Below are 24,851 nucleotides of genomic sequence, written 5' to 3'. Positions count from 1 at the left end.
CCAACGGTACGGACCAGGCCGCTGAGTGACGATCGCCCTGCTGGCACGCCTGCGTTCGCGCCAAGGTGACAGAACCATCACGGAGTGTGATGAGGCGAGCGTCCCGTGCCGTAAATGATCTCTGTCGAGTCTCTCGGCGCGTCCCGGCGTCACCGGACGGACGGCGTCACCGGACGGACGGCGTCACTGGTCGGACGGTGGGTATCTGTGCAGGTGCGACCGGAATGTGGGGGGCGTCGAAGGGAGGGACTGTGGCTGCCCAGGAGGAACGCGAGCTGGTCGTCGAGGCGGCGGGCAGGCTCTTCGTGCAACTCGGATACGACGGGACCACGTTGCAGATGATCGGGGAGGTCGCCGGGATGAGCCCGCCGGAGATCAGCCGCCTCGTGGGGGACAAGCGGCAGATCTACCTGGAGGTGATGAACCGGTACTACAACGCCGAGGCCGCCCACATGAGGGCCGTGATGGAACGCGTCCCGCCCGACCTGCCCGGCCTGCACACGCTGGTCGACCGGTACCTGGACTACTCGGTGGCCCATCCGGAGATGCGGGCCCTGTGGGTGCACCGCTGGCTCCGGGACGCGGCCGACGTGCAGGACGTCGAGAGCCTGTACCGCCCGTTGATCGCCGCCGTGGTCGAGATGTTCAGGGGCGCGGTGCGCGCCGACTACGACCTCGAACTCGGCCTCTGGAACATCATCTGGATCGTGAACGGGTTCATCCACGTGGGCATCGTCGACACGGACGGCGAGCGGCGCTTCGCGGACCACCCGCCGACCCTTCGCCGCTTCCGCGCCTACATGCACGACATGCTGGAGCGCAGCGCCCTCTGAGCCCCCGGAAGCGGTGATCCGGGACGCCCGCCGGCCGGAATAATCACGAGGATGAGCCGAGATCCACACGTTGAGGACGCCCCCGCCGCCGCTCTGCCCGCCCTGCTCGTCCAGCCGCCCTGGGCCGGCGGGACGAGGGAACCGGTCGTCCTCAAGCTGAAGCCGCCGAAAGAGCCGACCCTCGTCCGCTGGGCGCCCGGCCGGCGGGAGGAGTGGCTGGAGGCCCCGTACAAGTACGGGCAGGCGCGCATGCCAGAGGACACCGACTGGGACGAACTCGCCGCGTTCTTCGCCAGCGGCGACGCTCTTCAACTGTGGAAGCCGCGCGAGTGGCAGTCCAAGTCGCGGTTCGAGCGCCTCTACATAGGGCTCGTCATGCAGGCGCCCCGCGAACTCGGCGAGAAACTGCTCGCGGACGAACGCTACTGGGACGCCTTCCCCGACTTCTCGAACGTCAGTGCCGACAGGGGTGCGGTGGCGCGCTATGAGATGGCCGCTTACCCGCTGGTGATGCACCAGCTGAAAAAGAAGAAATGGAGCGTCTACGCTCTCGAACCCTTCCTGGACCACGCCGTCGCCCAAGGCATGATCAAGGACTTCGGTGGCGACGGGCGCAACCATGCGCAGGAGGCCTGGTACGAGGTGCACGGGGTGGAGGCCGTCCGGCTGACGATCCCGGACGCGCTGCGCAAGCCGGGCCCCAAGCGGGATCGCGCCGAGGCGGCGCTGCGCTGGGTCGCGGAACGGCACGGCCACGACGTCCTCGTGGAGGCCGCCAGGTACTACGGGGACGAGGCGGTGCAGGCGGTCTCGCGGCTGCGCACCGACCCGCTCGACGTGTACCCCGATCCGCTGCCCGACCTCCCGGAGGGCTGGGACCCCGAGAAGCTGCCGCGGCTCCTGCTCCGCCAGCGCCGGCAGGCGCTCCCCTTGGCCGCGACCCGGCATCTGCTGACGATGCTGTCCATCTCGGAGAAGCACAAGCCGTACCCCGGCGTGCCCTTGGTCGTCGCCCCTCTCGACCCGGAGTCGCTCGCCGAGTTCGCCTGGGCCCTCTACGAGGCCGACCGCCATCCCAGGCTGTGGGCGTCGCCCGGTGTGCAGTACGCCCTGGCCGAGTTCGGCGACGAGGGGACCGCCGACCGGCTCGCGCCGATCGTCGCACGGTGGTCCAGGGCCTACGTGTGGGAGGCGGGCGGGCAGTCCGCGCTGAACCTGTTCCACCGGCTCGGCACCGACCCGGCGCTCCGCCATCTCGACCGGCTCGCGAACAAGGCCGAGGACCAGAAGTGGATCGGGCGGTCCGCGCGGGAGCTGCTGAAGTACGCCGCCGAACGGCGCGGGCTCACCCAGGAGCAGCTCGCCGACCGGCTCGTCCCCGATCTGGGCCTGGACGCCGACGGCTCCCTGACGCTCGACTACGGGCCGCGCCGCTTCGTGGTGGGCTTCGACGAGGAGCTCAGACCCTTCGTCGCCGACGAGAGCGGCAAGCCCCGCAAGACGCTGCCGAAACCGGGCGTCAAGGACGACGCCGCCCTCGCCCCCGCGGCCCACGCACGCTTCACCGGCCTCAAGAAGGAGGTCCGCACGGTCGCCGCGGACCAGATCAGGCGCCTGGAGGCGGCGATGGCGGCCGGGCGCACCTGGACGGCCGGAGAGTTCGCCTCCCTGTTCGTCGAGCATCCGCTGATGCGCCACCTCGCCCGCCGCCTGGTGTGGTCGGCCGGCGCGGACACGTTCCGGGTGGCCGAGGACGGGACCCTCGCCGACGTCCACGAGGACGCCTTCACGCTTCCCGGCGACGTCCAGGTCGCGCTGCCGCACCCGCTCGTCCTCGGCGAGGCCGCCGTCCGAGCCTGGGCCGCGATCCTCGCCGACTACGAGATCCTGCAGCCGTTCCCGCAGCTCGGGCGTCCCGTCCACACCCTCCGGGAGGACGAACGGGGCGGCGACCGCCTGCGGCGCTTCGAGGGCGGCACCGTCCACTTCGGCAGGATCCTCGGCATGACGTCGCGCGGCTGGGAGATCGGCGAGAAGGAGACCGGCGGTTTCCGCCGGCAGATCATGCGCATGACCCCGGACGACCGGCACGTGATGGTCACCTTCGAGCCCGGCATCCGCGTCTTCGACCCCGAGGAGCATGCCGAGCAGCACATCGGCCGCGTCATGCTCATGACGGGCCGCCACTCCGGCAGTCCGCTCGCCTTCGGCGAACTCGACCCCGTCGCCGCCTCCGAGGTCATCGCCGACCTGCACCGCCTCACCGAGTGAACCGGCGCCCTGACAAATCGAAGCCCCTCCGCGAAACGGGTCTCGCGCACTTATCGAGCCCGGCGAATGGCTTTTCCAGCGGTGCTGTAATCCGTTCGCCCCGCACATGCGTCAAGCAGTTGTCAATGCATGATCACACCCACTGTGAGGAGATGGATGCATGCCGCGACGCGGGCTCGGCGCACACATTGTTCTACCCATGGCGGCCATTGCTGTAACGATGCAGATCGCGCTGGCTCAGGCCGCCGGCGCTGAGTCGGGAGTGGCAGCGGACCCCGTCCTCTCGCTCAGCCGGGTCAGTGTCAGCAGCGCCGGCGCGGAGGGGAACGCCGACAGCGGGCTGGACTCGGACTGGTCCAGGTGGGGTGGCGCTGTGAGCGGCAATGGCCGCTACATCGTGTTCACTTCCGCGGCCACCGACCTCGTGCCCGGCGACACCAACGGCGTACCGGACGTCTTCATGCGCGACCGCTGGACGCGCAGGACCGAGAGGCTGAGCGTCTCCGGCACGGGCGCGGAGGGGAACGGGAAAAGCTCCGACCCCTCGATCAGCGCGGACGGCCGCTACGTCGCGTTCACCTCGCAGGCCTCCAATCTGGTGGCCGGCGACGCCAACGGGACGTACGACGTCTTCCTGAAGGACCGGTGGACCGGTGCCGTGACCAACCTGCACGTCGACAGCGACGAGGACCAGGGAAATTCCGCGGCGTACTCGCCGTCGGTGAGCGCCGACGGCCGCTATGTCGCCTTCAGTTCCAGTTCGGTGAACCTCGTGCCCGGGGTCGACAACGGCTACCACAACGTCTACCTCCGGGATGTGGCGGCGGGAACCACCGAAGCGGTCAGCCTGAGCACCGCCGGCGAACCGCTCTGGGAGTCCAGCAGCGAGCCGTCGATCAGCGCGGACGGCCGCTACGTCGCGTTCACGTCGAAGGCCTCGAACGCCGTCCCGGACGACACCAACGACACGTATGACGTGTTCGTCCGGGACCGGACGGCCCTGACGACCACGCGGGCGAGCCTCACCGTGCCGGGCGAGCAGTTCACGCTGGGCAGTGGTTCACCCTCGATCAGCGCGGACGGCCGCTACGTCGCCTTCGGCGGCGCATCCGACGACGGGACCTCCCACGTGTACCGCCGGGACCTGCGGAGCGGCACGACCCGGCAGGTCAGCGTCGGCACTGGAGGCGCTCCGGGCAACGGTGACAGCGCGTGGCCCTCGATGAGCGCGAACGGACGCTTCGTCACGTACGAGTCGCGCGCCACGAACCTGACCCCGGATGAGGACACGAACGAAAAGATCGATGTCCTCGTCACGGACCTGCTGACCCAGGCGACGACGCGGGTGTCCGTGAGCGCCACGGGCGAGCAGGGCGACGGCCGCAGCGAGGCCATGGGGATCAGCGGCGACGGGCGCACCGTCCTGTTCGGGTCGGCCGCGTCCAACCTCGTGGCCAACGACACCAACGGCTCTGGTGACGCCTTCGTCAGCACCCGGGCGTGACGGGTCGGAACGACTGACAGAAGCGGCCCGCACGCACATCGCGTGCGGGCCGCCGGCCTGTTTCAGTCCCGGCCCACTTCGCTCGCCTCTGGCTTCGCGGCACCGGGCAGGTCACGCTTTCGCGTGCGTGGCCGAGGCCACTTCGAGAAAGGCCCTAGGTCACGGCTTTGCGGGCTTGGTCTCGCCGTGGGTGCGCCACCAGTCGGCTGCCGCGTCCACGTCGAGGCCCGTGGTCCAGAGGTCGGCCGGGTTGTCGGGCAGTAGGCGTTCCCTTACCGCGTCCCGCATGGGGTAGGGGACCGTGGCGCCGGTCGCGGAGACGTCTTCGTCCAGGATGTCGGCGGGGAACCGGCAGACCGCGACGGCGTCCGCCAACCCGAATCCCGCACGTTCCGCCAGATCGCGGACGGTGGCGGCGGCATCGATGGGCGCGGGGCCGCGATCGGCCAGCAACCGGATGAGCCGGACGACGCGGTCGGCGTCGCCCCAGCAGGGAACCGGGGCCCGGGCCGCCTGCCAGCCGGGCGGCCCGTCCTGGTCGAACTCGCCTCCGGGCGCGTACTCCACGGCCGTCGCGGTCCGGTCGCGCCGCTGGTAGTCCAGGATCAGCAGGGCGCCGCCGGGGGTGCGCCAGAGCTCCCCGGGCGCCTCCTTCTCCAGCCGCCTGTCGACCATCTGGTGTTCGGCGCGGGTCTGCCCCTCGGCGCCCGCCGGAGTGAGGCGCAGCATCCGGCAGGAGCCCGTGCCGTCGCCGATCGGAGCGTTGGCCCAGAGGCGCAGGACGTCGAGGATGCGTTCGCGCTGCGAGTCAGGAGTCCACGGCAGGACGGCCGGGAGCGCGTAGCCCGCCAGGGTGTCCGGCTCGACGCCCACGTAGGCCCGGGGCGGCAGGGAGACCGTCCGGACGAGGTAGGGCTCGCCGGCCTCGGGCTCGTCGTTCGTCGCCGACTCCAGCGCGCGGGCGATGAGGCGCTGGCGCACGAGCCATCTCGTCTGCGCCGCGGTGCGCTCGAAGGGGAGCCCGGTGGCCGGTGAGACCAGCGCGGGCAGCGCCGGAGGCTGGGGACGGCCGATCCGGTTCCGCACCTCGATCGCCAGAAGGAGGCACTCGGCCGCGGTGCGGGCCGCCGCGAGGACGCCGTCGCGCAGGGGCGGCGCGGTCACCTCGGGCAGCACGGCCTCCAGCGCGCCGGCGGCCGCGCGCGGTCCGGCCAGCGCCGCCTCCAGCAGGCGCGCCGCCCCCTCGCGGCCGAGCCGCCGCAGCGCCGCCGACCCGGCCGGGTCCGCCGGGTCCCGCCGCGGCCACCAGCCGGGCGGCGGCACGAGCCCGCCCTTGGTGCTCATGACGGGTGAGAAGGGCAGCCGGGCCGTCCGGGTCCCGTCGGGGGCGGTGACCGTGATCGCGCCGCGGCCCGACCGGACCTCGCTCGGCCCGGCGGCGCCCGGGAACGTCACCTCGGCGGTCCCCGGCGCCTGGGGGCGTGCGGTGGCGGTGTCGGGGTCCAGGGTCAGCGCGACGGTCTGGCCCGTCTGCCCCTCGACCCGGAAGGACTGCCAGACGCCGTCCTTCACCCGTGACAGGACGGCGGTCTCGCCGTCGTACCAGGGCAGCATCCCGTCGGGCAGTTGGGGAAGCCTCACCCCCAGGGAGTCGTCGCCGCTGACGGACGCGTAGGCGTGCCAGGACCGTTCGGTGACGGTGAGGTACCCGAGGTGCTGGATGATCGTCCGGCCCGCTTTCGGTGACTTCGACGGCGTCCCGTCACCGGGCACGCCCAGTTCGGCGGGAATGCCGCCGCGCAGAGCCGCCAGCAGGGCGTCCACGGGGTCGGCGGGGTCGAGCCCCTCGGCGACGCCGGGCTCCAGGTCGAGGAGACCTCCGCTGCGGCCGGTGAGCCGCACCAGCCGTTGCAGCGCGGTGTGGAGGAAGGGCAGGTCCGGGCGGCCCGCGTCGGCCTTCCAGCCCTCGACGGCTTCGCTGAGCACCTCCCGGGTCTCCGGCAGGTCCCAGAGCGCTCTCACCGTGGCCGGGTAGTCGACGTTGCCGTAGTACCCCATGTCGCGGACGAACGCGTCGAGCAGGGCGGCGAAGCGGTCGCGTCCTTCCGGCCCGGACGCCACGTCCGCGGCCTGCTGCCCCGCGTCGAAGTTCGAACCCCACCAGCGGGGCGCGTCGGTGCCCATCTCGTTCTGGGGAAGGATGTTCCGGTAGTCGCGAGGCGGAAGCGCCGGGTCGGTCTCGTCGCCGTACACCACCTCGGCGTCCGGGAAGAGGCGCTCCCCCGCCTGGTCGGCTAGCTCCAGCAGGACGGCGGCCGCGCACCCCCGTCCGTCGTGGCCGAACCAGTGCGCCGACAGGTGCGCCCCCGCGCCGCTCGCGGCCAGGCACTCCAGCCACATCTGCCGGATCTCCTCGGCGACCTCCTCGCCGCTCTCCTCGTCGTGGTGGGCGGAGTCGGGTTCGGCGGCGATCAGCCGCTCCATCAGGGCGTCGTCGCGTCGGGCCACCGCGGCGAGCGGTTCGCGGGCGGCCGCCCAGATCTGGTGGGACGCGACGGGCATGAGCCCGGCGCGCAGCAGCCGCTCCGCCAGGAACTCCTCCTCGTCCCGCTTCTTGATCTTCGCCGCGCGGGCCAGCGTGCGCAGGTCGGGGAAGATCCGGGCGTACGGGATGAGCCCGGCGTCGAACCCCGCGCAGATCACCGCGCGGAAGCGGGCGTGCGCCTCCTCCGCCGGGAACTCCGCGGCGAGCGTCTTGGCGTAGTCGCGCAGCGCGGCCGGTCCGACGCCGCCCGCGGGCACGAGTTCGAGGAAGACGTCCTGGACCCGGTCGAGGTCGAGCAGCGCGGGATGGTCCTTCTCGACCTTGCGCGCCTGCCCGAACGCCCAGAACGCGAGCTCACTCTCGCCCGCCCGCACCAGTTCCCGGCAGGGCCTGCTCGAAGAACGGCGCCAGTTCGGCGGCGGGCAGCGGGTCCGCGGCCTTGGTCAGCATCTTCTTGGCGCCCTTGGGCCCGGCGGCGGCGAGGTCCGCCGGTGCCGGCACTTGCGGAAACTGAGTCATCTCGTCCTTCGTCCCTGCTTTCCTGAACGACCGCGAAACCCTGCGACGGCCCGCCTCCATGATCGGTTCCGCAACACGGGAACGGACCGCGACCTCGGTCGCGGGCGCCGCGCACGACATGTCCGGTCAGTGGCGGGAGAACTCGGATCTGATCTTGCCCGACCAGATGAACGGCTGGACGCCGAACCAGACCAGGCCCAGGAGCATGAGAAGGGCGATGAGGGCGGCGTGGCGGTCCAGGTCCAGGTCCAGGCCTTTTCCCGCCGCCCAGTAGATGGGCATGACCCAGAGCAGGGCCACCAGGCCTTCGACGAGCACGGCCACCGTGAGCAGGGCGAAGCGGGCGGGCGGGGCCGTCACCCGTCCGGCGAGCGATGGGTTCGCCGCGGTGAAGGCGAACATGAACGCGAGCGTGCTCAGCGTCCAGGAGATCTCAAAACCGATGTTGGGCTCGATGACCGAGACGGTGCCGGACGTTCGGTACACGTGCACGATGAGGGGTTCCAGATGGAGTCCGCCGAGGATCGCGAACACGAGGACGAGGACGAGCGTCGGCCTGTGCGGCAGGAACCAGAGCCCGCACATGAGGACGAACGCGGCGACCACTGGTAGCAGCAGGATGATCCGCTTACCCACGTCCGTGTCCAGAGGGAAATCCCCACTGGAATCGCTCCATGGCGCGGCGAGGAAGACCAGAACGGCGAGCGCGGTGAACAGAAGGGCGGCTCTGACGAGGACCGTTCGGTGGCGGGGGAGCGGGATTTCTCTGGAAGGCGGGTGGAGGAGTGCGGTGCGGTGCGGGCGGTGGGGGATGGGCGGTCCGGCGTCGGCCGCGGTGGCGGCGGCGTCAGCGGTGGGGTTCAGGGCGGCGTTGAGCAGGTCGCGGACCTGGGCGGGTGAGAGGCGGTCGTCCGGTTCCTTGCGGAGCAGTCCGTTCAGGACCCGCGCCAGCGGCCCACCGCACCGCGGCGGTGGCGGCTGCCGGGTGGCGATCGCGACGAAGACGGCTCCATGGCTGGGCCCGTCGAAGGGACGGCGCCCCTCGACCGCCGCATACAGGGTGGCGGCCAGGGACCACAGGTCAGAGGCCGGGGTGACGGCCTTGCCCTCCACCTGTTCGGGGGACATGTAGGCGGGCGTGCCCAGCACCATCCCCGACCGGGTGATGGTGACGTCGCCCTCCAGCGCGGCGATGCCGAAGTCGGTGAGCAGGACCCGGTCGCCTTCGAGGAGCACGTTGGCGGGCTTGACGTCGCGGTGGACGACGCCCTGCGCGTGGGCGGCCGAAAGGGCGTCCAGCATCGCGAGCCCGATCGCGGCGACCTGGTCCGGGGGAAGCGCCGGCCGCTCGGCCAGCAGCTGTTCGAGGGAGCGCCCGCGGACCAGCTCCATGACGATCCAGGGACGGCCGTCGTCGCTCGTCACCCGGTCGTAGACGGTGACGATGCCGGTGTGCCTCAGGCGCGCGGCGGCGCGGGCCTCGCGTTCCATCCGGGCGTACCAGACGCGCCGCTCCTGGTCGGTGGCCTGTTCGGGCACCCGGAGCTCCTTGACGGCGACCTCGCGGTCGAGGTCGATGTCATGGGCGCGCCACACCGAGCCCATGCCGCCCTGGCCGATCCGGCCGAGGTTCCGGTACCGGCCCGCCAGCACCCCGTCACCGTCCCAGCCCATGAGCAGAACCTATCGGTGTGAAACGGCCGGAAGAAGGTGTTCCGACCAACTGGCAGACAACTGTGTCTGCGTGACCGCACGAGGCCGACCGGCGAGCCGGTCCCTCTCATTGGATGTTCGAACCTTGCCGACGAGACCCTCCCGAAATCGTGAGATCACGACGCTGACCGGCAATGATATGTAATTCGATCCTGATCGGTGATTGATATCCATATTGGACAGGAGGGGTCGCGCGATGATCGAGTGACCTCATGATCAAGCCTTCTTCCGGAACTACGCGCGTCCGGCTGGGTGCCACCGCCCTCGCCGCGCTCACCCTCTTCGGCACCGCCGCGTGCGGCGCGGGCGCCCAGGACTCGCCCCCGCGCGGCGCCGCCGTCGTCGCCGCCACCGATCAGATCCGGCCCGGCGTCACCGTACGCGACGATCTGCTGGCCGTCTTCGACGCGGCGGGCGTGCACGGCTCGTTCGCGCTGCTGGACGTGAAGACCCGGAACACGACCGTGGTGGACCGGCGGCGCGCCGAGACCCGGCTGGTGCCCGCCTCCTCCTTCAAGGTCCCGCATGCGCTGGTCGCCCTGGAGACCGGGGTGGTCAAGAGCCCCGACGAGGTGATCCCCTGGGACGGGACGCCGCAGCCGTTCCCCGAATGGGAGCAGGACATGACGATGCGGGAGGCCATCCGCATCTCCAACGCCGCGGCGTTCCAGGTGATCGCCCGCCGTATCGGCCTGAAGCGCGAACGGCAGTGGCTCCACCGGTTCGGCTACGGCAACCGCCAGACCGGGCCGAAGGTGGACCGGTTCTGGCTGGACGGCCCGCTGGAGATCTCGGCGGTGGAGCAGACCCGGTTCATGGAGCGGCTGGCGGCGCAACGCCTGCCCGCCTCGCGCGAGCACCAGCGCACCGTCCGCGACCTGATCAAGCAGGAGGAGAAGGACGGGTACAAGCTGTACGCGAAGTCGGGCTGGCAGAACGCCCCCGGCCCCGGCACCGGCTGGTGGGCCGGGTGGGTCGAGCGCGACGGACGCGTCTACACCTTCGCGCTGAACCTCGACGTCGTGAAGGACGGCGACGCCGCCAAGCGCGCCACGGTCTCGCGCGAGTTGCTGCAGCGGCTGAACGTGCTGCCCGCTGCGTGAGCATCCCCTTTCACGGGCCACCTGATCGCCCCATCGAACCCGTCCGGCTGGTACAAGCCGCACCGATGGGTAAGGGGCGGGAGGGTGGCCTTAGGGGGAGCTGTGCGTGTAGGGGCTGTTCAGACCGTCCTGCCGGAACATCACTACGACCAGCGTGAGATCACCGAGGCGGTCGTCGAGGCGACCGCGGCCGATCGGCGGGTGGTGGAGCGTTTCCACTCCGCCACCCGGGTGATGGGCCGGTACCTGGCCCTGCCGATCGAGAAGTACGCGAACCTCGACGGTTTCACCACGGCGAACGGCGTCTACGCCGAAACCGCGCTGGCCCTCGGGGAGCGGGCCGCCCGGGGCGCGCTGGAGGCGTCCGGGGTCGACGCGTCGCAGGTCGACCAGCTGGTCTTCTGCTCCTCGACCGGGGTCGCCACCCCCTCGCTGGACGCGTCCCTGGCCCAGCGCCTGGGCCTGCGGGACGACGTCAAGCGGGTACCGATCTTCGGGCTGGGATGCGCGGCCGGTGCCGTGGGACTGTCGCGGCTGTACGACTACCTGCGCGCGTGGCCCGACCAGGTGGCGGTGCTGGTCTGCGTCGAGTTGTGCTCGCTGACGGCGCAGCGCGACGACGGCTCGCTGGCCAACCTGGTGGCCAGCGGCCTGTTCGGGGACGGCGCCGCGGCCGCCGTGGCGGTCGGGGGCGACCGCGAGACCGGTCCGGGGCTGCCGGTCCGCTGGGGGCCGCAGGTCGTCGCGACCCGCAGCAAGCTCTATCCCGGCACCCAGCGGCTCATGGGATGGGACGTCGGTGAGCACGGCTTCCGGATCGTCCTGGCCGCCGACCTGGTCGACCACGTCGAGGCGACGCTGGCCGGCGACGTCACCGCCTTCCTCGGTGAGCACGGTCTGTCTCCCGGCGAGGTGACCTCGTGGGTCTGCCACCCCGGGGGGCCGAAGGTGATCGAGACGATCGCCGAGGCCTTCGCCCTCGGGAACGGCGAACTCGACCTGACCTGGGAATCCCTGCAGAGGGTCGGCAACCTGTCCTCGGTCTCGGTGCTCAACGTGCTGCAGGAGACGATCGAACGGCGCCGTCCGCCGGACGGCGAACCCGGGCTGCTGATGGCGCTCGGCCCCGGGTTCTCCGCCGAACTGCTCCTGCTGCGCTGGTGAACCCGTGATCGGGTTCACGCTGCTCATCGCGCTCGTCGGGGCCGAGCGGATCGCCGAGCTGATCGTGGCGCGCCGGAACCAGGCCTGGGCGAGGAGCAGGGGCGGTGTGGAGTACGGCCGCGGGCACTACCTGGGGATCGTCGCCGCCCAGGTCGGCCTCCTCGGCGGCGCGCTGCTCGAAGCGCGGCTGCTCGACCGCCCGTTCGTCCCGATCCTGGGCTGGTCGATGCTGGCCCTCGCCGTCCTGGCCCAGGGGCTGCGCTGGTGGTGCATCGCCACCCTCGGCAGACGGTGGAACACCCGCGTCATCATCGTCCCGCACCTGCCGCTGGTTGACCGGGGCCCCTACCGCCGGCTGCGCCACCCCAACTACGTCGCGGTCGTCGTCGAGGGCATCGCCCTGCCGCTGGTGCACACCTGCTGGATCACCGCCCTGCTGTTCACCGTCGTGAACCTGGGCCTCCTGAGAATCCGCATCAGGACCGAGAACACCGCTCTGAACCACGCCGCCGGCACCACTCCCGCATGAGGCGCGCCGCCCCGAGGTGACCATTTCATCGCGAGGCCTTGACGCGGTGCCGGTACCGCCGCCGCCCACGGAGGGAACGTATCCGGCGGCAGCGCACCGGTGAGCGGAGGAAGCGCACGCGGGGGAGAGGCGTCATGGCGAAGGGCTTCAAGGGCAGGATCGCTCTGGACATCCGTGATTCGGAGCCGGACTGGGAGCCGTTCCTGTCCCCGTGGGCGCCCAAGGGGTCCCCGAACGTGCTGGTGATCGTGTGGGACGACGTCGGGTACGGGACGATGGACTGCTACGGCGGCCCGGTGAAGACGCCGACGATGACCCGGATCGCGAACCTGGGCCTGCGCTACTCGAATTTCCACACCACCGCGCTGTGCTCGCCGAGCAGGGCCTCGCTGCTGAACGGCCGGAACGCGACGTCGAACGGAATGGCCACGGTCGCCGAGTTCGGCGCCGGTTTCCCCGGGATCTCCACCCGCATCCCCGAGGGGAACGGGTTCATCTCCGAAGTCCTGGCCGAGCGCGGCTACAACACCTACTGCGTCGGCAAATGGCATCTGGCGCCCGGGTGGGAGACCAGCATGGCCGCCTACAAGGGGCGCTGGCCGCTCGGGTGCGGGTTCGAGCGGTTCTACGGCTTCCTCAACGGCGAATCGAGCTCCTGGTATCCGACCCTGGTCCACGACAACCACCAGGTCGCCACGCCGGGGACGCCCGAGGAGGGCTACCACATAGCCAAGGACCTGTCCGACAAGGCCATTCAGTTCATCCGTGACGCCAAGGCCGTCCAGCCGGACAAGCCGTTCTTCATGTACCTGGCGCTGGACGCGGCCCATGCGCCGCACCACGTCTTCACGGAGTGGGCCGACAGGTACAAGGGGGTCTTCGACGAGGGTTACGAGGCGATCCGGCCCGAGATCCTGCGCCGTCAGAAGGAGATCGGCCTGTTGCCCGAGGACACCGAGCTCTCCCCGATCAACCCGCACGGCGAGCCGGACGCGACGGGCCCGGCGGGGCAGCCGTGGCCGGAGCTCGACACGGTCCGTCCGTGGGACTCCCTGAGCGAGGGGGAGCGGCGGCTGTTCGCCCGGATGGCGGAGGTCTTCGCCGGCTACGTGTCCTACTCCGACGACCAGCTCGGCCGGGTGATCGACTTCCTGGAGTCCTCCGGCGAGCTCGACAACACGATCATCGTGGCGGTCTCCGACAACGGCGGCAGCGGCGAGGGCGGCCCGGACGGGACGTTCAACGAGTGGCGGTTCTTCAACGGCCTGCCCACCCCCGCCGAGCTGTCCCTGGAGCACATCGACGAACTCGGCGGCCCCACCTCCTACAACCACTACAACACCGGGTGGGCGTGGGCGTTCGACACCCCGTTCCCGTACTGGAAGCGCTGGGCCGGGTACGAGGGCGGCGTCGCGGACATGTGCCTGGTCGCCTGGCCCGCCAAGATCAAGGCCCGCGGCCAGGTGCGCCACCAGTACGTCCACGCGGTCGACGTCACGCCGACGCTCTACGACCTGCTGGGCGTCGAGCCCCCGGAGGTTCTGAGGGGACGCCCGCAGAGCCCGATCGAGGGGCGGAGCTTCGCGGCCTCCGTCACCGACCCCTCGGCGCCGGGGAAGCTCACGCAGTTCTACGCGATGCTGGGGCAGCGCGCGATCTACCATGACGGGTGGCTGGCCTGCACCGTCCACCCGCCCCTGAGCGGCTGGGGCAGGTTCGAGGAAGACGAGTGGGAGATCTACGACCTCACCCGCGACCGCGCCCAGAGCACGAACCTGGCCGCCCGGGAGCCCGAGCGGCTGGAGCGGCTCAAGGGCCTGTGGCACTACCACGCCGGCCTCTACAACGGGCTTCCGCTCGACGACCGCACCGCGTTGGAGCAGACCCTCGCCGAACGGCCGCAGGGCACACCGCGCCGCGACCGCTACGTCTACTACCCCGACTGCGCGCCGGTGCCCGAGCAGTCAGGCGTCATGACGAACGGCCGGTCGTACACCATCGTCGCCGGGGTCGAACTCCACTCGGACGACGTCGAGGGCGTCCTGTTCGCCCATGGCGGTGTCTCCGGCGGGCACAGCCTGTACATCAAGGACGGCCGCCTGACGTACGCCTACAACTGGGTGGGCAGCCGCCTGCAGGTCGTCACCGCCGACCTGTCCCTTGAGCGGGGCAGGCACACGTTCACGGCCGAGTTCAAGGCCGAGGAACGTGGCACCGACCCCGAGATGCCCGGGATGTCGGGCCTCCTCACCCTGTACGTGAACGAGCGCCAGGTGGCCGACGCCCGCATCATCACCCAGCCCAGCTACTTCTGCCCCGTCGGGGACGGGATCTGCGTGGGCCGTGCCGACGGCTCGCCCGTCACCCCCGACTACCGGCCGCCGTTCCGGTTCACCGGAGGCGCCATCGACAAGGTCGTCATCGACGTCTCCGGCGACCGCTTCATCGACCACGAGGCCGAGGTGCGCGGCTGGCTCATGGTCGACTGACCGCCTCGGCGAACGCGTACCGCGCGGACTCGGGGCAGTCGCCGCTCGTGACGCCGGGTCAGAGGCCCGGAGGGGATCAGGGACGGTCCGTGTGGGCGCAGCCGGCGGTCGCACGGCCGGAGACGCCGGCGAGCACCAACCGGAGCTCCGCCAGTGAGCCGTCCAACGCGGCACGCTGGTCAGTGGTGCGCGCGATGTCCAGGGCTGTTTCGCAGATCCCGCCGTACAGCAGCGAGGTGGCGGGATCCAGCGGCCGTTCGGAGATGCACCCGGCCTCGACCGCGATGGCCAGCCCGCGCCGCATCTGGTCCTTGCAACCCGCCTGGACGTCGCGCATGGCGGACCAGCCGAGCGCCCCCGGCGCCTCCAGCAGGGTGATCCGGCGGACGTCGGGCTCCAGCGACGCCTCCAGCAGGGCGCGGCAGCCCGCGAACACGCCGTCCCACGGATCCCGCTCGGCCCGGAACGCCTGCCGGACGACGGCGGCGAGCCTCTCCTGCTCGGCGGCGTAGACCTCGCGGAAGATGTGCTCCTTGTTGCTGAAGTGGTGGTAGAAGGCGCCGCGCGTCACCCTGGCCCTGGCGCAGATCGCGTCCAGGGTGGTGGCGGAGAACCCGTCATCGACGAAGAGCTCACGAGCCGCCGCGACCAGGGCGCCCGTCGTCGCCCTGGTGCGTTCCTGCTGGCTCCGGCGCGCACTCGTGTTCGCTGCCATCCGCGTCTCCTCCCGACCCGGACGAGAATAGAAGAACGGCGACGAATCCGAGGACGTCGGCGTGGCCGGGCATGCTCGACCGGCCGGGTCACGAGCCGCACGCGTCCTGGAGGAGGACGTCCGCCAGTTCGCCCGGTGCGGTGACCATGGCGTCGTGGCCGACGTCCAGGACCGTGGCCGCCCAGCCGTGCTCATCGGCGAGCCGGACGAACGGCATGGGCCCGCCGGGCGTGCAGAGCACCGCGCGGCACGGGATCGCGTCGACGGCCCCGGACAATCGGGTCGGCTGGGAGAACGTCCGCCGCGGATGGGGCGTCAATTTGGATTCCAGCCATGCGACCTGGTCCGGTTCCGTCACGCCGACGGTGGCCGCGGGCGCGGGCGGGACGAGGCCGTCGACGGTGACCGATTCGATCCAGTCGCGGAAGAAACCGGGGGCCACGTCGTCCAGCGACTCCCCGTCGCGGCCCGCCCAGGCGTCGACCATGGTGATGCGGGCGACGCGTTCCGGCATGCGGTCGGCGGCCTCGCGCACGACGAGACCGGCGTAGCTGTGCCCGACGAGCACGACGTCCCGGAGGCCCTCGTAGGTCAGCAGGCCCGAAAGGTCGTCGATGTGCGTCCGCAGGCCGATCTCGGGCCCCGCCAGGTGCGCGCGCTCACCGAGGCCGGTCAGCGTCGGGGTGTGGACCTCGTGACCGGCGGCCTGCAACCGCGCGGCCACGTGACGCCAGCACCAGCCGCCGTGCCAAGCACCATGAACCAGCACGTACGTCGTCATCGCGTCGCCTCTTCCGCACGCTCGCGCCAGGCGGTGAACTTCGCCGCCGCGGCCTCTGTGGACAGTCCGAGCTGCTCGCACATCTGATGGAAGTCGAAGAAGAACCGCTCATGCGCGATCAGCTCGTCCCGCACGGTCCAGTGGCAGGCGAACGGCAGCGCGAAGGACCTGCCCGTGGGTTCGATCCCCACCAGGCTCTCCACCATGGTGGCCCGGACCGTCCCGGCGCCGACGGCCAGCTCACCGGCCTCGACCAGGTACTCCAACTTCACGCCGTAGTCGGGGAAGGTGCGCAGGAACGCGGTGTTCTGCCGGGCGACCTCGTCCCAGCCGGTCGCGACCGCCCCGAAGGCGATCGTCTCGAAGACGACGTCCGGGTGACAGAACCGCATCGCCGCCGGGACGTCGGCGCGGCTCTTGGCCCGCGCGTACGCCCGTACGACCGCGGTCGGCGTGACGTGCTCCTCGGGCATCCCCGTGCCTCCTCGTCTCACGCGGGCTCGCCGACGGCGAGCACGATCTTGCCGGTGGTGCGGCCGCCGTCGATGCGGTCGTGCGCCGCGGCCGCCTGCGCCAGCGGGAACACGGCGTCGACGTGCACCTTGAGCCGTCCGGCGGTGACGAGCCCGGCCAGCGCGCCGAGCCCCGCGCCGTCGGGGTCGACGAGGTAGTCCACGGCGCGCACGCCGAGCTCGCCCGCGCGCTCGTGCAGCCCGGGGGTCCAGGCCGCCTGGCCGCTGACCAGGACGCCGCCGGGCCGCAGGCATTCCAGCGCGTCGAGCCCGGCCCGGCCGCCGAACATCTGGATGACGACGTCCACGTCCCGCACCGCGGCGGACACCTCGGCCGTGGTGTAGTCGACCACCTCGTCCGCGCCCAGCCCGCGGACGAAGGCGTGCTTGGCGGCGCTCGCGGTGCCGGTCACGTGCGCCCCGCGGGCCTTGGCGATCTGGACCGCGAGGTGCCCCACGCCGCCGGCCGCGCCCGCGACCAGGACCCGCTGTCCGGGCGCGACGGCGGCGACCTCGACGAGCATCTGCCACGCCGTCAGCCCGGCCAGCGGCAGCGCCGCCGCCTCGGTGAAGTCCAGGCCGTCCGGCATCCGGGCGAAATGGCGGGCGGGGGCGGTGACGTACTCGGCGTAGGCGCCCGCCGCCCGGGGGAACCACGGCATGCCGAACACCCGGTCGCCCGGCCGGAACCGGGGCGTGCCGTAGCCGGTCTCCACCACCTCGCCGGCGACGTCCCAGCCGTTGATGAACGGCAGGTCGAGCACCCGGTTGTACGCCTGGCCGCGGCGCGTGTAGACGTCCACCGGATTGACCCCGGCCGCCACCACCCTCACGAGCACCTCTCCGAAGACCGGTGCCGGTCTCGCCACCTCGACCAGCACCATGGTCTCGGTGCCTCCCCATGCCGTCTGCCGTACCGCCCGCATGAGCGTCCCTCCCTGGAAAGATCACACAGGAGAGTACATACATACGCCATGTATGTAAATTCCGAAGGAGTGTCAGCCCCGATCCCTAGAGTTCTCGCTCATCGAGGGCGATGGACACGCGAACCTGGGGAGCGGCATGGGAGCCAAGACGGCGCTGCTGGCATTCACGGACGGCCATGTGCGGTCGGCGCTGGCCGGGGCACCGCCCTCAGGCCGTGCTGAGGCCGAGAACCTCGTCCGGCGGATTCATCCGGGCTACGCGATCGAGCGGATCGCTGACGGCACGCTCGATGACACCTACCCGCCCGACGACGTGACCTACGCCCTCGCGCTGCCCGGGACGGATCTGCTCATCGACCACAGGCCCGTGCTCGACCGTCCGTCGGAACTACCCGAGCATCTGCGGCGGCTCGGGGAGGGGCGCCGGATCGTCCTGCACTGGATGCACTCGGTCGTCGACTGGCTCGCGTTCGCGATCTGGGAGGACGGGACGCTGGTGCGCTCGCTGAGCCTCTCCCCGGACAGCGGCATCATGGAGAACATCGGCGATCCGCTGGAGTTCGAGCGCCCGTACTGGGCCGGCGAACGCGCCGTGGAGCCGGATCCGGCCTGGGACGACGAGGAGCCGTATGCGCTCCCGTTCCATCCGCTGGAGATGGGCGAGGACGCGTTGCGCTTCCTGTTCGGTTTCGTCCTCGAAGGCCTCCCGGAGGACACCGATCTCAACGCTGAAGAGATCCCCATGTACGGGTTCAAGGTGACCGATCCAACGGGACGCGAGCAGGCCGAACGTGAAGCCGCCTACGCCGAGGCGATCGCGAGGATGGGCCCGCCCCGGCGCTTCCGTCTGGGCCCCGACGGGAAGATGCAAGAGATCGGCATCGACGGCCTCTGACCGCCCGGAGCGGTTCAGCGCGGTGCGGAGAACCAGCGGCGCGGATGCCGGGTCAGGCTGTAGCCCGCCACGGCCGTGACGGCGGCGAGGACGCCTCCGCCGATCGTCCACCACCACCGGCTCGACGGCCAGGAGAACCAGCCCCTGACCCGCTCCGCCGGTTTCGGCGCCGAGTTCACGGGGCTCGCCGAGGGCGCGGTCCCCGGGGCGAGCGTGGCTCCGGGGTCCACGGCCGGGGACAGCGGCGCCTTCAGCTCCGCGCCCGCCGGCCGGGCGTCCCCGTCCTTGGCGCTGATCCGCACGTCGGCCCGGATCGGCAGGCCGAGGTCCTGCTCGGGGAGGCCGCTCGCCGCGAGGCGCAGGTAGTAGGTGCCGGGCAGCGGGTCGTCGGCCCACGGCTCGGCCCACGCCCGGACCTGCCGCAGTGTGCAGCGGAGCCTGACGCTCGCGGCCCCGGCCGCCGCCGTCGCGTTCTGCGGACCGGCCGTGCACGCCTGGCGGCGCCGCAGCCCGTCGAAGACGTCGATGGTGTACGTCGCGGCGCCGTGGCGGCTCGCCGCGGGGGGCAGCGTCACCGTCACCGCGATCCGCCCGGTCTGCCCGGCCGCGGCGGCGAACGACCAGTACAGGTAGTCGCCGGTCGAGGCGGGCACGCGGACCGGCTGCCCCGGTTCCACGGTGGTCGCGGTCAGGAAGGACGTCCCCGCGGTGCCGACCGTCGGCCGCGGGCTCGGCGAGGTGTCCGCGGCGGCCGGCGGGGCGGTCGCGGGCAGGACGGCGCAGGCCGCGGCCGCGGAGGCGAGGAGGAGGGGGGTGCGCATGGTCAGTTCTCCTTCCAGACGGCCACCCGCCACCGGGCGAGCCACCCGGTGACCAGGCCTGCGACCAGGCCCGTCCCGGCGAGCACGAGCAGCAGCAGCCAGCCGCGGCCGAGGTCCGGCTCGCCCGGCGCGTCCGAGGACGGCACGAGGTCGACGGTCAGCTCCAGCGGCATGCCGGGCGCCGTCCGCACCGACGCCGGGGCGGAGAAGGAGTTGCTCACCACCAGGCAGACCGGCGTTCCGCCGGAACCGCCGTCCGGCGAGGGCGAGGCGGAGGCCTCGGTCCGCTGGTCCGACCAGCGCAGGCCGGTGGACCGCACGTCGGTGCGTCCGCTGCCCGCGTCCGTGCCGCGGACGAGTTCCTGCCCGGCCCCCGACACCGCGCGCAGCAGCACCCCGTGGTCGGGGTTCAGGGTCCGGTCGAGCGACACGCTGACGGAGGCGCGCAGCTCCTGGCCCGGGGCCACCGACACCCGGTACCAGCGGTGCTCGCTGAACCGTTCCCGGTCGGTGTACACGCCGGGTGCGAGCGTGGGCGCGCCGGCGCACCCCGCGGTCCCGGCGACCTTCTCGGGAGTCCTCTTGTAGGTGCTGCCGGCGCGCTGGACGAGCTGGTTGAGGCGCCCGGTCAGCTCCTCCTCGTGCTGGACGGCGGTGTAGGTCCCGCCGGTCGCGGCGGCGATGCAGGTGAGCTGCTGCCGGACCTTGTCGTTGAGGGTCAGCCCGAGGGTGTCCACGACCAGGTGCGTGCCCTGGGACGCGAGCTGGCGGGCCACCTCGCAGGGGTCGGGGGGCGAGCAGGTGTCCTCGCCGTCGGTGATGAGGATGATCCGCCGTGTCGTCTCCCCGGCGCCCAGGTCCCGGGTCGCCGCGCGGAGCGCGAGCCCGATCGGCGTCCAGCCGGTGGGGCGCAGCGTCGCGATCGCCGCCTTCGCCCGCGCCTTGTCCACCGGGCCGACCGGGGAGATCTGCTGGGTGTCGGTGCATCCGACGGCCTTGCTGCTGCCGGGGAACCGGTACCGCGCCCCGAGCACGCGGATGCCCAGTTGCGTCTCGGCGGGCAGGGAGTCGACCACCGCGCCGAAGGAGTGCTGGGCGACCTCCATCCGGCTGCGCCCGTCGATGTCGCGGGCCCGCATGGAGCCGCTGACGTCGAGCACCAGTTCGACCTTGGGCGGCTCCGCGGGACCGCCGTCGTCGGCGGCGGCGGGGGGCGCGCCGAGCAGTGCCGAGGGGGCGAGCAGGGCGAGCAGACCGCCGCCCGCGAAAGATCGTTTGGAGAGCACCAGGGGATCCTAATGACGCCCGAGGCCCCCCGAGACCAAGATCGACCAGACCACTCCGGGTCCTCCGTCCCCCGTGCGGAAGGGGCGCAGGCTAGGACGGCTCCGCCAGGCGTGATCGGGTGCGGGCAGGCGCCGACGGCGGGAGGGTGTCGAGGACGTCGGCCAGGGTGACGCCGGAGAGGCTGTCCCGCCAGGCCTGGTGCGCGTCGGCCATCTTCGCGGCGAGGACGCAGGGCTCCCGGCACTCGGCGGCCGGCAGCGCCCCCCGGCCCTGCCGGCGGATCTCGCGGCACTCGTACGGGGAGGACGTGCCGTCGACGGCCTCGACGATCTGCAGGAGCGTGATCTCGGAGCCGGGCCGTGCGAGCCGGAACCCCCCGCGCGGGCCCGCGGCCGCGGTGAGCAGTCCGGCCTTGACGAGGGCCTTCAGCTGCTTGGCGAGATAGGGCGCCGGCAGGTCGTAGTACTGCGCCAGCTGCGCCGTCGACGCGCTGACTCCCGGATCCAGCTGAGCCAGCGTGGTCGCGCAGTGCAGGACCCATTCGGTGCTCCCAGGCAGCTTCACGACACGAGCCTATCGCAGACATCATGGATCTATTTAGTCCATGATAGGCTCCCGATCACCAGACAAGGGAGGCCGCCATCATGCGGATCGCCGTCGCCGGCGCGACCGGGAACATCGGAACCCTCACCGTCGCCGCTCTCCAGCGGGACGGCCACGAAGCGGTGCGCATCAGCCGATCGCTCGGCGTGGACCTGACGACAGGCGGGGGCCTTGACGACGCGCTGGCCGGCGTCGAGGCGGTCGTCGACGTCACCAACAGCACCGCGGCCGACCCGGCCGAGACGGTGGCCTACTTCGGTGCCGTCACGCGGAACCTGCTCGCCGCCGAGGAGCGCGCCGGAGTCGGCCACCATGTGCTGCTGTCGATCGCGGGGGTCCACCGCATCGAAGGCAACGCGCACTACGCCGGCAAGCGCGAGCAGGAGCGCCTGGCGGCCGCCGGCCCGGTGCCGTGGACGATCGTCCCGGCCACGCAGTTCCACGACTTCGCCGCGATGGTGACGAGCTGGACCGAGCAGGACGGGGTCGCCACGATCGCGCCGCTGCTGGTCCAGCCGGTCGCGCCCGCGGACGTCGCCGACGTCCTCGCCGAGATCGCGACGGGCCGGCCGCAGGGGCGTTACAGCGATGTCGCCGGGCCCGAGCCCCAGGACCTGGTCGACATGGCCCGCCGCACCAACGAGGCGCGCGGCCGCACGGTGAAGCTCGTGCCGACGTGGTCGACGATGTTCAGCCTTGAAACGGCCGGCAACGCCCTCCTGCCCAGCCCGGACGCCCGCATCATGCCGACCACCTTCGACCAGTGGCTCACCGAACAGCGCTGAGAGGCTAGTCGGCGTCGCGGGCGCGGTCGGCCAGGGCCTGGTTCATTTCCAGTTCGCGCTCCTCGAGGTTCCATTGGCCTGCTTGGGAGGCCTGGTTGGTGACCCAATAGACCATGGTTCCGTCGTGCAGGATCCGGCTGTAACTGGCGAAGGACCAGTCGTTGCCGCCGTTGTGCCACGCGACCCGGCCGTCCTTGGTGTGCAGGACGCCCCAGCCGTAGCCGTAGGCGGCCTCGGTCTTGGGGATCCGGGCGTGGGGCTCGAACATCTTGGCCTTGGCGGCGGCGCTGAGGATCGTGTCGCCGAGCAGCGCGCGATGCCATTTGAACATGTCACGTCCGGTGGACAGCATGCCGCCGTTGCCGCGCAGGTACCAGTACGGTCCGTCGGCGGCCCAGGGATGGTCGAACGGCCGGCCCTGGCTCGCGCCGTCCTCGTCGTACTCGACGCTCACCTCTGACCGGGAGAACTTCGGCAGCACGTAGCCCGTACGGGTCATTCCCGCCGGTGCGAACAAGTACTTTGCCAGGAACCGCTCGTAGCTGGTTCCCGACACCTTTTCGACGATGGCGGCGAGCACGCTGAATCCCGTGTTCGAGTAGTGGAACTCCTCGCCAGGGCGGGAGACCAGCTTGGACTTCAGCGCCTTGGCCAGCATCTCGTCGCGGGAGACGGGCTCGTAGTCGTCACCGAGCCCCTCGGCCAGCCCGGCCGTGTGCGTCAGCAGGTGATGCAGGGTGATGCCGCGCTTGTCCGCGGGCACCGGGCCGAGGATCGTGCCGATCCGGTCGGTCGTCCTGAGCCTGCCCATCATCTCCAGCTTCATGATGGCGGCCGCGGTGAACTGCTTGGTGATCGACATGACGTCGTGGACGGTGTCGCAGGTGGCCGGGGTCCCGGCCGTCCGGTCCGCCAGGCCGAAACCCTTGCAGTGCACGAGCTCGGTGCCGCGGGCGGCGACCACCGTCCCGCCCGGGCCCTTGGGCAGCGTGCGGTCGAGGTAACTCGCGATCGATCGGTCGACGGGCTCGGGCGCGCTTCGGGCGGCCCTCGGCACGCCCACGGCGTCGCCGCCGCAGCCCGCGGCGGCCAGCGCGGCCGTGAGCGCCATGGCGAAGGGGAGCGGATTGATCCGTCGCATGCGACCTCCAGAACAGTCGTGTGGGATGCGCCAGAGGCTGGCCGAGGCAGGCCGCGACGATCAAGAGGTCATGCTGTTCGAGCTTGTGCGGGACGCTGTACGGCCTGTTCAGGCTGGGGCATAGTGGAGCGATCGACGAGCATCGGGGTGAGAACGTGACCGCATCGCCACCGTCACCGGACGTGGCCACCGACGAGGGCGAGTTCATCGCCGCGCTGCGCCGGCTCAAGGCCTGGTCGGGTCTCAGCTACCGGCAACTGGAGCGCCGGGGCCGCCGAAGCAGGTCGCGTCCTGCCCTACTCGACCGCGTCCACGGCGCTCGGCCGCAAGAGCCTGCCTCGCGAGGAACTCCTGGTCGCCTTCGTCCTGGCATGTGGGCTGGACGACGAAGAGGCGGCGTCCTGGGTCGCCGTCCGGAAGCGCATCGCGGTCGGCGACTACGTCGCCGCGACGGCGCCGAGGGCAGCCCGGAGGCCGCGGTGGCGTCCCGCGCTCGGCTTGGCCGCGGCGGTGCTGAGCCTGGCGCTCGCCGGCGGTGCGACGCTCCCCATGAAGGTCGGCGAAGAGGTCGAGACCGTCCAGGCCACCGTGGGAAAATGACCCTTGCGGGACGTCGAGACGCCGCGCCGTAGGAGGCGCCTCGATGCGGAGCGTTCACGGACGCCGAGCCGAGTCCGCATCACCGCCGCCGGCCTTGCCGATGGAGCGCAGGTAGCGTTCGCCCAGGACGGCGAGATGGTCGATGAGACCGGGCGGTCCCGTGACCTCGAAGTCGAGTCCGAGCATGCCGATGTACACCGCGATGGTCTCCAGGCTGTCGGCCCCCGTCACGAGCACGCACTGCTCGTCGCTGACCGACTCGACCACGCCGACGGTGGCGTTGATACGCGACAGCACCTCCTGCGCGGAGGCGAACACGGTGATCCGGGCGTGCACCTTCCAGCCCGTCGAGGCGACGTCGCGCAGGACGAAGCTCGTGTAGTCGAGCCCCGGCAGCGGGGTCGGGGTGAACACGCGATGGGTGGGCGTGCGCGGGGCGATCCAGTCGACCCGGAACGTCGCCCAGGCGCCGGTCTGCGGATCGCGTCCGACCAGGTACCAGCGGCGCGTCCAGTTGACCAGCCGGTAGGGCTCCACGAGCTTTTGCCCGGACGTCGCCGCCGTGCCCGAGGGCAGCTCGCCCGGCCGGTCGTCGGCCCCGGTGGTGTAGTCGAAGCGGAACCATTCGTGGTCGCGGACGGCCGTCGCGATCTGGGCCAGGACCGCCGCGTCGACCTCCGGGTCCTCGACGTTGGAACCGGTGTTGTGCGGCCCCTGCGACGTGGACTGGTGGATCGCCGCCACCTGGCGGCGCAGCCGGTGCGGCAGCACCTGCTCCAGTTTGGCCAGGGCCTGGGCACTGCTGTCGCCGATGCCGCTGATGCCGGTCGCGGCGCGCAACCCGATCGCGATGGCGACGGCCTCCTCGTCGTCCAGCAGCAGCGGAGGCAGCTTCGTGCCGGCGCCGAGCGAGTAGGAACCGGTCGTGCCGCGCGTGGCGTCCACGGGATACCCGAGCTCGCGCAGCCGCGCGATGTCGTTGCGGATCGTGCGACCGCTCACGCCGAGGCGTTCGGCCAGTTCAGAGCCCGCCCAGGACGGTCGTGACTGCAGGAGCGAGAGCAGGGCGAGCAGCCTCGCCGAAGTTTCCAGCATGTTCAGCATGATGCCGCATC

The 24,851-nt window shown here is 71.6% G+C and carries 21 protein-coding genes; 9 read left to right on the top strand and 12 right to left on the bottom strand.

Translation table 11 applies throughout. The features are described from left to right. The first annotated feature begins 251 nt into the window (after positions 1-251). The 3 genes from BJY14_RS16905 (at position 252) to BJY14_RS16895 (ending at position 4,608) form a co-directional block, all read left to right on the top strand. Positions 252-833 carry a TetR/AcrR family transcriptional regulator gene (locus BJY14_RS16905; protein WP_179844487.1) on the top strand — a complete coding sequence of 194 codons (582 nt, stop codon included), beginning with the start codon at positions 252-254 and terminating at the stop codon, positions 831-833. A gap of 51 nt (positions 834-884) precedes the next feature. Then, complete coding sequence (locus BJY14_RS16900; protein WP_179844486.1) at positions 885-3,104, top strand: DUF4132 domain-containing protein; 2,220 nt, start codon at positions 885-887, stop codon at positions 3,102-3,104. 373 nt (positions 3,105-3,477) lie between these two features. Next, on the top strand, positions 3,478-4,608 hold the full coding sequence (locus tag BJY14_RS16895) for a TolB-like translocation protein (RefSeq protein WP_179844485.1): 1,131 nt from the start codon (positions 3,478-3,480) through the stop codon (positions 4,606-4,608). 159 nt (positions 4,609-4,767) lie between these two features. Here the strand turns inward: BJY14_RS16895 and BJY14_RS16890 are convergent, their stop codons facing one another. The 3 genes from BJY14_RS16890 to BJY14_RS44450 form a co-directional block, all read right to left on the bottom strand. Then, entirely contained in the window at positions 4,768-7,527 is a 2,760-nt protein-coding gene (locus tag BJY14_RS16890) for a hypothetical protein (protein WP_179844484.1), read from the bottom strand. Continuing rightward, positions 7,508-7,654: a hypothetical protein gene (locus tag BJY14_RS16885; RefSeq protein ID WP_179844483.1), complete on the bottom strand. Its 147-nt coding sequence runs from the start codon at positions 7,652-7,654 to the stop codon at positions 7,508-7,510. The genes BJY14_RS16890 and BJY14_RS16885 overlap by 20 nt, the downstream gene beginning before the upstream one ends. A 144-nt stretch (positions 7,655-7,798) precedes the next feature. Continuing rightward, positions 7,799-9,346: a serine/threonine-protein kinase gene (locus BJY14_RS44450; RefSeq protein ID WP_218905432.1), complete on the bottom strand. Its 1,548-nt coding sequence runs from the start codon at positions 9,344-9,346 to the stop codon at positions 7,799-7,801. A gap of 251 nt (positions 9,347-9,597) precedes the next feature. On the opposite strand from BJY14_RS44450, the gene blaOXA reads away from it, so the two are divergent. The 4 genes from blaOXA to BJY14_RS16860 all read left to right on the top strand — a co-directional run bounded on the left by blaOXA (position 9,598) and on the right by BJY14_RS16860 (position 14,670). Beyond that, complete coding sequence (blaOXA, locus tag BJY14_RS16875; protein ID WP_179844482.1) at positions 9,598-10,488, top strand: class D beta-lactamase; 891 nt, start codon at positions 9,598-9,600, stop codon at positions 10,486-10,488. A gap of 102 nt (positions 10,489-10,590) precedes the next feature. Next, complete coding sequence (locus BJY14_RS16870; RefSeq protein WP_179844481.1) at positions 10,591-11,652, top strand: type III polyketide synthase; 1,062 nt, start codon at positions 10,591-10,593, stop codon at positions 11,650-11,652. Between the two features lie 4 nt (positions 11,653-11,656). Then, positions 11,657-12,181, top strand: a complete 525-nt coding sequence (locus BJY14_RS16865) for an isoprenylcysteine carboxyl methyltransferase family protein (RefSeq protein ID WP_179844480.1) — start codon at positions 11,657-11,659, stop codon at positions 12,179-12,181. Between the two features lie 134 nt (positions 12,182-12,315). After that, complete coding sequence (locus BJY14_RS16860) at positions 12,316-14,670, top strand: arylsulfatase (protein ID WP_179844479.1); 2,355 nt, start codon at positions 12,316-12,318, stop codon at positions 14,668-14,670. Between the two features lie 76 nt (positions 14,671-14,746). Here BJY14_RS16860 and BJY14_RS16855 read toward each other — a convergent pair whose 3' ends face one another. The 4 genes from BJY14_RS16855 to BJY14_RS16840 all read right to left on the bottom strand — a co-directional run bounded on the left by BJY14_RS16855 (position 14,747) and on the right by BJY14_RS16840 (position 17,604). Continuing rightward, a complete protein-coding gene (locus BJY14_RS16855) occupies positions 14,747-15,385 on the bottom strand; it encodes a TetR/AcrR family transcriptional regulator (RefSeq protein ID WP_179844478.1) in 639 nt (212 codons plus the stop codon). An 88-nt stretch (positions 15,386-15,473) separates the two neighbouring features. After that, positions 15,474-16,166, bottom strand: a complete 693-nt coding sequence (locus tag BJY14_RS16850) for an alpha/beta fold hydrolase (protein WP_179844477.1) — start codon at positions 16,164-16,166, stop codon at positions 15,474-15,476. After that, entirely contained in the window at positions 16,163-16,639 is a 477-nt protein-coding gene (locus BJY14_RS16845; protein ID WP_179844476.1) for an ester cyclase, read from the bottom strand. Before BJY14_RS16845 ends, BJY14_RS16850 begins: the two co-directional genes overlap by 4 nt. Before the next feature lie 17 nt (positions 16,640-16,656). Beyond that, positions 16,657-17,604, bottom strand: coding sequence for an NADP-dependent oxidoreductase (locus tag BJY14_RS16840; RefSeq protein WP_179844475.1), 948 nt, complete (start codon positions 17,602-17,604; stop codon positions 16,657-16,659). Positions 17,605-17,740: 136 nt separating this feature from the next. On the opposite strand from BJY14_RS16840, the gene BJY14_RS16835 reads away from it, so the two are divergent. Next, positions 17,741-18,499 (top strand): DUF6928 family protein, encoded by a 759-nt coding sequence (locus tag BJY14_RS16835; RefSeq protein ID WP_179844474.1) that lies wholly within the window; start codon positions 17,741-17,743, stop codon positions 18,497-18,499. 14 nt (positions 18,500-18,513) lie between these two features. Here the strand turns inward: BJY14_RS16835 and BJY14_RS16830 are convergent, their stop codons facing one another. The 3 genes from BJY14_RS16830 to BJY14_RS16820 form a co-directional block, all read right to left on the bottom strand. Continuing rightward, complete coding sequence (locus BJY14_RS16830; RefSeq protein ID WP_179844473.1) at positions 18,514-19,320, bottom strand: peptidase; 807 nt, start codon at positions 19,318-19,320, stop codon at positions 18,514-18,516. A gap of 2 nt (positions 19,321-19,322) precedes the next feature. Next, positions 19,323-20,606: a VWA domain-containing protein gene (locus tag BJY14_RS16825; RefSeq protein WP_218905431.1), complete on the bottom strand. Its 1,284-nt coding sequence runs from the start codon at positions 20,604-20,606 to the stop codon at positions 19,323-19,325. 91 nt (positions 20,607-20,697) lie between these two features. Then, entirely contained in the window at positions 20,698-21,171 is a 474-nt protein-coding gene (locus BJY14_RS16820; RefSeq protein ID WP_179844472.1) for an RrF2 family transcriptional regulator, read from the bottom strand. 80 nt (positions 21,172-21,251) lie between these two features. Between BJY14_RS16820 and BJY14_RS16815 the strand changes: the two genes are divergently transcribed. Continuing rightward, positions 21,252-21,995 carry an SDR family oxidoreductase gene (locus BJY14_RS16815; RefSeq protein ID WP_179844471.1) on the top strand — a complete coding sequence of 248 codons (744 nt, stop codon included), beginning with the start codon at positions 21,252-21,254 and terminating at the stop codon, positions 21,993-21,995. 4 nt (positions 21,996-21,999) lie between these two features. Here BJY14_RS16815 and BJY14_RS16810 read toward each other — a convergent pair whose 3' ends face one another. Then, positions 22,000-23,136: a serine hydrolase domain-containing protein gene (locus tag BJY14_RS16810; protein ID WP_218905430.1), complete on the bottom strand. Its 1,137-nt coding sequence runs from the start codon at positions 23,134-23,136 to the stop codon at positions 22,000-22,002. 654 nt (positions 23,137-23,790) lie between these two features. Further along, complete coding sequence (locus BJY14_RS16805) at positions 23,791-24,831, bottom strand: helix-turn-helix transcriptional regulator (RefSeq protein ID WP_179844470.1); 1,041 nt, start codon at positions 24,829-24,831, stop codon at positions 23,791-23,793. Positions 24,832-24,851 lie beyond the last annotated feature (20 nt).

Origin of the sequence: Actinomadura luteofluorescens, assembly GCF_013409365.1 — a bacterium.
Classification (GTDB): domain Bacteria; phylum Actinomycetota; class Actinomycetes; order Streptosporangiales; family Streptosporangiaceae; genus Spirillospora; species Spirillospora luteofluorescens.
Note: the sequence above shows the minus strand (reverse complement) of the source record. Positions and strands in the feature narration are given on the sequence as shown.